Source organism: Paraconexibacter sp. (genome assembly GCF_041602235.1).
Classification (GTDB): domain Bacteria; phylum Actinomycetota; class Thermoleophilia; order Solirubrobacterales; family Solirubrobacteraceae; genus Paraconexibacter.
The window spans coordinates 1-7,191 of sequence record NZ_JBFIGP010000203.1 but is presented as its reverse complement, the minus strand read 5'-3'; the positions used below and the strand labels follow the sequence as shown (position 1 = coordinate 7,191).

At 73.8% G+C, this 7,191-nt stretch carries 8 protein-coding genes and 1 pseudogene; 2 read left to right on the top strand and 7 right to left on the bottom strand.

The annotated features are described in order from the left end of the window. Nucleotides 1-78: 78 nt before the first annotated feature. From ABYE80_RS14790 to ABYE80_RS14780, 3 genes are all read right to left on the bottom strand, one after another. On the bottom strand, nucleotides 79-828 hold the full coding sequence (locus ABYE80_RS14790) for an ATP-binding protein (RefSeq protein ID WP_372791055.1): 750 nt from the start codon (nucleotides 826-828) through the stop codon (nucleotides 79-81). Beyond that, the gene (locus ABYE80_RS14785) at nucleotides 825-1,550 is read right to left on the bottom strand and encodes a response regulator transcription factor (RefSeq protein ID WP_372791054.1); all 726 of its coding nucleotides are present in this window, start codon (nucleotides 1,548-1,550) and stop codon (nucleotides 825-827) included. The genes ABYE80_RS14790 and ABYE80_RS14785 overlap by 4 nt, the downstream gene beginning before the upstream one ends. A gap of 114 nt (nucleotides 1,551-1,664) precedes the next feature. Next, a complete protein-coding gene (locus tag ABYE80_RS14780) occupies nucleotides 1,665-2,426 on the bottom strand; it encodes an SDR family NAD(P)-dependent oxidoreductase (RefSeq protein WP_372791053.1) in 762 nt (253 codons plus the stop codon). Nucleotides 2,427-2,566: 140 nt separating this feature from the next. Between ABYE80_RS14780 and ABYE80_RS14775 the strand changes: the two genes are divergently transcribed. Beyond that, a complete protein-coding gene (locus tag ABYE80_RS14775) occupies nucleotides 2,567-3,025 on the top strand; it encodes a hypothetical protein (RefSeq protein WP_372791052.1) in 459 nt (152 codons plus the stop codon). A gap of 73 nt (nucleotides 3,026-3,098) precedes the next feature. Here ABYE80_RS14775 and ABYE80_RS14770 read toward each other — a convergent pair whose 3' ends face one another. The 4 genes from ABYE80_RS14770 to ABYE80_RS14755 form a co-directional block, all read right to left on the bottom strand. Further along, a complete protein-coding gene (locus tag ABYE80_RS14770; RefSeq protein ID WP_372791051.1) occupies nucleotides 3,099-4,454 on the bottom strand; it encodes a Rho termination factor N-terminal domain-containing protein in 1,356 nt (451 codons plus the stop codon). 115 nt (nucleotides 4,455-4,569) lie between these two features. Further along, entirely contained in the window at nucleotides 4,570-5,262 is a 693-nt protein-coding gene (locus tag ABYE80_RS14765) for a transaldolase family protein (RefSeq protein WP_372791050.1), read from the bottom strand. A 35-nt stretch (nucleotides 5,263-5,297) separates the two neighbouring features. Continuing rightward, on the bottom strand, nucleotides 5,298-6,200 hold the full coding sequence (gene folP / locus ABYE80_RS14760; protein ID WP_372791049.1) for a dihydropteroate synthase: 903 nt from the start codon (nucleotides 6,198-6,200) through the stop codon (nucleotides 5,298-5,300). Next, entirely contained in the window at nucleotides 6,197-6,964 is a 768-nt protein-coding gene (locus tag ABYE80_RS14755) for a dihydrofolate reductase family protein (RefSeq protein WP_372791048.1), read from the bottom strand. Before ABYE80_RS14755 ends, folP begins: the two co-directional genes overlap by 4 nt. Before the next feature lie 23 nt (nucleotides 6,965-6,987). Between ABYE80_RS14755 and ABYE80_RS14750 the strand changes: the two are divergent. Further along, nucleotides 6,988-7,191 (top strand): annotated as a pseudogene (locus tag ABYE80_RS14750) (rRNA pseudouridine synthase); the annotation flags it as partial.

The following is a 7,191-nucleotide window of genomic DNA, read 5'->3' as shown; positions in this document are numbered from 1 at the left end:
GGCGCGCCACGTCGGAGGCGGCGAGGCTCCCGAGCCGGAGGGCCAGCCCGGCGAGCAGCGCCGCGCGGCGGCGCCGGGTCATGGGGCCGGGCGAGCGGGCACCGCGGCGGCCGGGAGCTCGATGGCCACGCGGCAGCCGTCGGCGTCCGCGTCGGCGAGCAGCGATCCGCCGAGACCGCGCGCGACCCCGTCGACGATCGACAGCCCACGACCACGCGCGCCCCGGCCTCGCCGCCGTCCTGCGATGAGCCGGCGCAACGGCTGCGACGGGCCGCTGCCCTCGTCGCAGACCTCGACGCGCACGCGGTCCCCGTCGTGCGCCGCAACGACCCGCACGCTCCCGGCCCCGTGCTCGAGCGCGTTCGCGATGAGGTTCCCGGTCGCCTGCGCCAGCCGCCGGTCGTCGCCCTCCACGAGCAGCGCCGGCGTGTCCGTGGGCAGCGTGACGACCAGGTCCCGGTGCAGCGCGGCCGCCACCGGTGCCCACGCGACCGCTTGGTCCCGTACGAGGGCTGCGACGTCGATCGGCTCGCGGACGGCGGACGGGCCCCGGGCGCCGCGCTCCACGTCGAGGTCCTCGACGGCGAGCACCGCCCGCGTGAGCTCGCGCGTGATCGCCCGGAGAGAGGCGTCGGCGTCATGCGGAGCCCGTCCGGCCCAGCTCAGCCCCAGCAGGGCTGCCTGCAGGGGCCCGCGCAGCTCGTGGCTGATCCGCGCCAGGCGCTCGCGCCGACGCGCGTCGACCACGGCGGAACGCACGCCGACGAGCGCCACCATGCCGCTCATGACCACGAGTTGCAGCACGACCATCTCGACCGGGGCGCTCATGCGACGGGCCCGTCCACGAGCCGGTACCCGACTCCCCAGACGTTGACGACGAAGCGATCGCCCTTGACCGCGAGCTTCTGCCGCAGACGGCAGGCGTGGCTGTCGAGCGTCCGGCTGGTCCCCATCGAGCGGCAGCCCCAGACGCCGCGCATGAGCTCGTCCTTGGTGACGACACGGGTCGGGTCCTCGATGAGCGCGCGCAGCAGGCCGAACTCCTTCTGCGAGAGGTGGACGCGCTCGCCGTGCAGCCGGACCATGCGAGCGGTCGGATCGAGCTCGATCGGCCCGACGCGGACCCGGCCACCGCGCCGGCGGATCTCGGCCCTGCGCAGCAGCGCCTCGACCCGTGCCCGCAGTTCGCGGTAGCTGAACGGCTTGGTCACGTAGTCGTCGGCGCCGCGTTCGAAGCCGCGGATCCGGTCGAGCTCGCCGGCACGGCCGGACAGGACCAGCACCGGCAGGTCGCGATCCAGGCGGGACGCGACGCCGTCCGACGTGCGGACCCGGTCCAGCAGCGCCAGACCGGTGGCGTCGGGCAGGCCGACGTCGATCACCGCGAGGTCGGGGTAGCGCGTCTCGGCGAGGCGCAGCCCGTCCGTGGCGGTCGCCGCGACGAGCAGGTCGTAGCCGTCGGCGGTCAGGTTGTCCGCGAGAAAGGTCCGTGTGGCGTCGTCGTCCTCGACGAGCAGGATGGTCGCGGCCGGGTCGTTGGTGTCAGTCATGGCGGTGCCACTAGGGGCCGGCGCCGCACCTTCGCCCCCCTTGGGTCACCGTTCCTGCGTGTGCCGTGACGAACCGCGTTCCCGCGGGAACGTCGTAGGCCGCCGAGCGGACGCTCAGGTGCGCTGCCCGGTGGGCCGCACGAGCACCTCGTTGATGCTCACGTGCGGGGGCTGCGCCAGGGCGTAGACGATCGCGTTCGCGATGTCGTCGGCCTCCAGGACCTTCCCGATCTCTTCCTTGCGGTGCTTGGCGCCCGCCTGCACCATCGGGTTGGTGTTGTGGTCCAGCAGCTCGGTCTCGACGAAGCCCGGCTCGATGATCGTCACGCGGATGCCGCTGTGCAGGACCTCCTGACGCAGGCCCTCGCTGAAGCCGCAGACACCCCACTTCGTGAAGTTGTAGACCGCCGCGCCGAAGGAGGCGTGACGGCCCGCGACCGAGCTCACGTTGACGATGTGCCCGCCGGCAGGATCCTCGTTGCGCTTCATCACCGGGATCGCCGCGTGCGTGCAGTAGAGGAGCCCCAGGACGTTGACGTCGACCATCCGGCGCCACTCGTCGGTGTCGGCGCCCTCGACCGGCCCGAGCAGCATCACGCCCGCGTTGTTGATCAGCCCGTCGAGGCGACCGAGCTTCTCGTAGGCGTGCTCGATGAACACGCGGGCCTGCCGTTCGTCCGCCACGTCGGTCGGCAGCGCGACCGCACGGCCGCCCTCGTCCTCGATGCGTGCCGCCAGCGCCTCGATGCGGTCCGCGCGGCGGGCGGCCAGGGCCACGGAGGCACCGGCACGGGCGCACGCGAGGGCGGTCGCCTCCCCGATGCCGGACGACGCTCCGGTGATCGCGATGGCCTGTCCGGTGAGATCGTTGGGCATGATCGCGACCCTATCCGGGCCGGCCACCGTGATCCCAGTGCAAGACCGGTTGCATTCCGTCCGCCCACGCAGGGTTCTCCCATACGATGCCGACGCGCCGGAGGCGATGCCCGCCCGCCGTCGCGCTCTCTTCTATGGACATGACACGTCGCGGCAACTACGACTCTGGAGAGGACTTCGTCCTCGAGTACGGAGAGCTCCGGTTCACGTTCAACGAGCGTGACTTCGGGGAGCGCTGCGAGCAGGCTGCCCTGAAGCTCGGCTTCGTCAGCGGGCGGCTCGAGGACCACGAGCTCGAGGACCTCGTGAACCTCGCGGTCAACGGCGAGATCCAGGATCCGGCCTCCGCCCTGGGCGAGCACGTCAACGACTGCTGGCCCGAGCTCGTCGGCCCCTCCGACCGTTCGCTCGTCCACTGGCTGCGCCGTCTCGTGTTCCGCAGCGCCTGGCTGGACCAGCGCGTCAAGGAGGGCGAGCTCGACGTCCGCTTCGACGCCGACGCCCAGTCCTTCGCGTACGTGCAGCCCGAGCGCGACGGCGAGCCCGTCGAGCTCGCACCCGAGCCCTCCTGGGGTCGGGTCGCCTACCTCCCGCGCTGAGCGCGAGCCGCACACCGCGGCAGCCCGCCACGGGACGACCGCTGAGGTCGTCCCGCAAGCCGGCGACCGTGCGTCACCCCAGCGCGGAGGCGCGCGCCGCGGCGATCGCCTCGGCGCCGGCGGCGCCGACCAGGAGCTCGGGCTTCAGCGTGCCGGAGGCGACGAGGTCGACCGCGGGGAAACGGCCGGTGCTCGCGAGGGTCTGGTCCATGGCGATGACGGTCGTCTCGCCGCCGATCGGCGCGGAGGCGGTGGCGACGACGGTGAGCGAGCCCCCGTCCACGACAGCGCGGGCGGCTGCGAGCGCACGGCGGGCGACGCCCTCGTGCACGCCCTCGAGCGTGTCGATGAGGACCACGGCGTGGCCACCGCGGGCCGCGACGCGCTTGGCGGTGTCGACCGCCCGCTCGATCGCCTGACCACGCGCGTCGGCGCTGGCGCTGAGCGCCATGGCGGCGACCGGCGTCAGGCCCTCGGGCGCCAGACCGAGCTCCTCGGGACGCACACCCGCGAGCACCAGGGTCGTCTCGATGCCGTCCTGGCCCACGAGCGCACCGGCGAGCAGACGCAGCGCCTCGGACTTGCCGCTGCGCGCCGGGCCGACGATCGTGACGCGGGAGCCGCGACCGATCGGGGTCAGCCACTCGATCGCCTTCAGGGTCACGTCCTCGCTGCCGAGCGCCAGGCGCTCGGTCGGGAACGTGGCGGGCAGCTCCTCGAACGGCGTCCCCTCGGCGACCTCGTCCGCGGGCTTGCCGTTGATCGTGTCGATCCGGACCAGCGACGGGTAGCGCTCCGAGCGCCGCGGCGCGCGGCGCGGCCCGGTCACCGTGTCGCCGCTCACCAGCTCGCAGCGGCGGACCTGGGCGGCGGAGATGTAGACGTCGTCGTCGGAGGGCTCGGGCGGGGCGACGCGCAGGAAGCCCGACCCGTTGGCGAGCAGCTCGACCGTCCCGCTCACGACCTCCTCGGTCTCCGAGGGTCCGTCACCGCGGTCCCGATCGCCGCGGCTGCGCTCGCCGCGGTCCCGGTCGCCGCGACCGCTGTCACGGTCCTCGCCGCCGTTGCGCGACCGTCCGCGACCACCGCGACGCGAACGGGTACGCGGCGCCGCGTCGCCATCGGACTCCTCGGCGTCGTCGTCCTTGGACGCGGCGGGCTCGGGTTCGGCGTCGGCGTCGGCGTCGTCATCCGTGCTCTTGGTCTTCGCGCGTCCACGACCGCCGCGGCTGCGACGGCGCGGCGCCGCGCTCTCCTCCTCGGCGGCCGGTCCATCGTCGGCGGCTGCGCCGCCCGTGGCCTCGAGGATCTTGTCGACCAGGTCGGCCTTGCGCAGACGGCGGAAGCCGTCGAGGCCGAGCTCGGACGCGATGGCGTGGAGATCGGCAAGGGGCGAGCCCTCGAGAGCGTCGCGGTTCAGTACGGACATGGGAGTCCTCCTCCTGTGGTGTGGTTCGTCGGTCGGCGCCCGAGCCGCGTTGGACAGCGGCTCGGCGACGCGTTGCCCGGCGGAGGCTACCGGGCCGCGCGACGGAGCGGGGCCGTCAGGCCGGAACCTGATGCGAGGCGACGAGCCCGGACAGCCACTCGCCGAACTCCGGCCGCGACTGCCAGTCCTTCTCGAACAGCTCGATGCCCTTGCTCGTGAGCGGGTGGTCGAGCATCTGCTTGAGGACCTTGCCGGGGACCGTCGCGACCTCGCATCCCAGCGATGCGGCGATGACGCAGTGCGCGGGATGACGGATCGACGCGGCGAGCACCTCGGAGGTGGCCTCGGAGGTCCGCATGACGTCGACGATCTCCGACACGACCTCGGTCGAGCTCACGGAGATGTCGTCCAGGCGACCCATGAAGCAGGAGATGTACGTCGCTCCGGCCTCCGCCGCCAGCAGGGCCTGGTTGGCCGAGAAGACGAGGGTCATGTTCACCGGGTGGCCGTCCGCCGTGAGCTCCGCGGTCGCCGCGAGGCCCGCGGCGCTGAACGGGACCTTGACGCAGATCTGCTCGTGCAGGGCCCGCAGCGCCCGGCCTTCGGCGACCATGCCGGCGGGCTCCTTGGCGACGACCTCCGCGCTGACCGGGCCGTTCACGAGGTCGCAGATGCGACGGATGATGTCGCCCGGGTCCCCGTCCTCCTTCGCCAGCAGGCTGGGGTTTGTCGTCGCGCCGGAGAGGATGCCCCACTGGGCGATCTCCTCCACCTCGGCGACGGATCCTGTGTCGATGAAGAGCCGCATGCCCCGAGGTTACCCGTCGAGCGGACGGTCACTCATCAGGACTGCGCGCGGATCCACTTGAGCGCGTCGTCCTGCGCGTCGAAATCGGGGAGCGGCTCCTCACCGGTCAGCACCCGGCGCACGCTCAGGTAGTCGTGGGCTGCCGCGACGTCGTGGACGCGGACGATCGCCGCGCCGCGGTCGGCGCTCCACCCGACCGCCGCGAGCGTGCCGGCCAGCCGCTCGCCGGGAGGCCTTCCCGTCACCGCGCCGACGAAGTACTTGTTGGACACGGCCAGGAGCAGCGGCAGGCCCATGGCCCGCAGCGTGCCGATGTCCTGCAACGAGGCGATCGTCTCGGCCGGGGTCTTGGCGAAGTCGGGGCCCGGGTCGAGGACGAGCTGGTCGTCGGCCACGCCACGCCCCCGCGCGACGTCGACGATCTCGGCGAGGAACGCGGCGACGTCGCCCGCCACGTCGCCCGCGTAGTCGGCGAAGTGCACCTGCTTGGGAGCGGCGCGCGTGTGCATCAGGACCAGCGCCGCGCCGGTCTGCGCGCAGAGCTCGGCGAACACCGGCTCGCGCAGTCCGCTGACGTCGTTGAGCATCGCCGCGCCCGCGTCGAGCGCGGCCCGCGCGACGGCGGGCTTCCACGTGTCCACGGACACGATCACCCCCTCGCCGGCGAGCCGCTCGATCAGCGGGCAGACGCGCTCGATCTCGACCTGCTCGGCGGTGACGCCGGTGTAGGTGACGCCCGACTCCCCGCCAACGTCGATGAGATCGGCGCCGTCGGCGACGAGCCGCATGGCGTGGTCGACCTGGGCGTCGAGCGTCGTGAGCCGCCGCACGTCCGAGAACGAGTCGGGGTTGGCGTTCACGATGCCCATCAGCAGCGGGCGGCCCGCGGCGACGCTCACGTGCCGGTCGCGGAAGCGGATGACCTGATCGGCGCTCACGTCGGACGCACGTAGCGCAGGAACAGGTGGTGCTCGGAGCGGTGGACGTCGGCGAGCTCGAGATCCAGTCCACGGTCGCCGAACCGCTCGCCCTGCAGGACGCTGAGGGTCTCGCCGGCGACGAGCTTGGGGGCCACCGTCAGCAGCAGCTCGTCGAGCTCGCCCTGGGCGATGAGCTCGCGCAGCAGCCCGGGCCCGCCCTCGCACGTCACGCCGCGCACCCCCCGGCGCGCGTGCAGGTCGCGCAGCAGCCCGCCGAAGGTCATGCCCCCCTGCGCGTAGCGCCACACGTCGACCTCGGCGTCGCAGCCGGGGAGCTGCCGGTCCGCGGACTCTGTCGCGACGATGATCGGGACGCCCGCCTCGCCGAACACCGGGATCTCGCCGACCGGCAGGTCCAGACGCCGGGAGACGGTCACGACGACCGGGTGCGGCGCGTCGCCCCGGGCCCGGCGGTGCTCCTGCTGGGCCGGGTCCAGCAGCGTCGCGTAGCGCTCGGCGTGCAGGGTGCGGGCGCCGGCCAGCACCGCGTCGGCCCCCGTGCGCAGCTCGCGCAGCAGGTCCCGGTCGGCGGCGTTGCCCAGTCCCACGGACCGGTCGGCGAGCTGGGCGCGGCCGTCCGCGGACATGACCATGGCGGCGACCACGCGGGGGCGCTCCCCCACGGGCTGGTCGAGACGGAGGTCGGCCACGAGCGCACGTGCCGGACGTTCGTCGTCGTCCGGTCCGAGACGCCGCAGCCGCGCTGGCTCGGCCTCAGTCAAGTCGGTCTCGGGTGGCGCGGGCGGTGCTCCCCGGGGAACACGGGGCACCGGGCGTGCAGGTCCTCGGGGTGCCGGTGCCCTTGCACGCGGGGTCTCGCGGGTTGGCGCGGCAGTCCACGGGGGTCGGCTCGGGCCGCGGCGTGGGCGCGGGGGTCGGCTCGGGCCGCGGCGTGGGCGCCGGCGTCGGCTCCGGGCGCGGCGTGGGCGCCGGCGTGGGGTCGGGGACG